Raw genomic sequence first — 877 nt, 5'->3', positions numbered from 1 at the left:
GATCCTGAACGCGATCCCGCGGCCGTGGTGGTGGTATGACTTCCTGACCACCCCGAAGCTGGAGTTCGCCTCCCTGTCCCAGACCGGCGGCACGGTCGGTGACCTGCTGAACGCGGCGATGGACCCCTCGATCGATTTCGAAGACCTCGCAATCATCCGGGACATGTGGCCGGGGAAGCTGGTGGTCAAAGGGGTGCAGACCGTTCAGGACGCCAAGACGCTGGTGGATGCCGGGGTGGATGGGATCGTGCTCTCCAACCACGGCGGCCGTCAGCTGGACCGGGCGCCGATCCCGTTCCACCTGCTCCCCACCGTGGTCCGCGAAGTGGGCCAGCACACCGAGGTCGCGATCGATACCGGGATCATGAACGGCGCCGACATCATCGCCGCCTACGCCTTGGGTGCGAAGTTCACCCTGATCGGCCGTTCCTACCTGTACGGGCTGATGGCCGGCGGCCGGCAGGGTGTGGATCGCACCATCCAGATCCTCACCGACCAGCTGGTGCGCACCATGAAACTGCTGCAAGTGCGCTCCCTCGCCGAGCTCGGCCCCCAGCACGTCACCCAACTCACACGCCTCCAACCCCTGCCACGCACAGCGACCACGGACATCGACGCCTGACCCGGCCTCAGCGGGCCGTGAACTCGAGAGCCCCACTCAGGCGCCACCACAGCCCCACCGTCGAGTCCGCACAGACTGCACGCGACGCGCCGCGAGAGCGTGCAATCTTCGTGGACTCGATGGTGGGGCTCAGGCGTCGGCGGGGGTGCGCTCCAGGACGAGGAAGCGGGCGCCGTAGGCGGGGACGCTCAGCGGGAAGCTCGCCAGGTCGTCCACCACCCCGACCTCGCTGCCGTCCGCCGCATCCGTCACCGT

General features: G+C 68.0%; 1 protein-coding gene. It reads left to right on the top strand.

What is annotated here, in order from left to right; genetic code table 11:
* The coding region (locus ACPYOG_RS19175; RefSeq protein ID WP_481295730.1) for an alpha-hydroxy acid oxidase at positions 1 to 622 on the top strand (622 nt) is incomplete at its 5' end.
* Positions 623 to 877: the final 255 nt, after the last annotated feature.

The sequence above is a fragment of the Leifsonia sp. HAY1-4F genome, from assembly GCF_056755275.1.
This window is presented reverse-complemented; position numbering and strand designations above follow the sequence as displayed.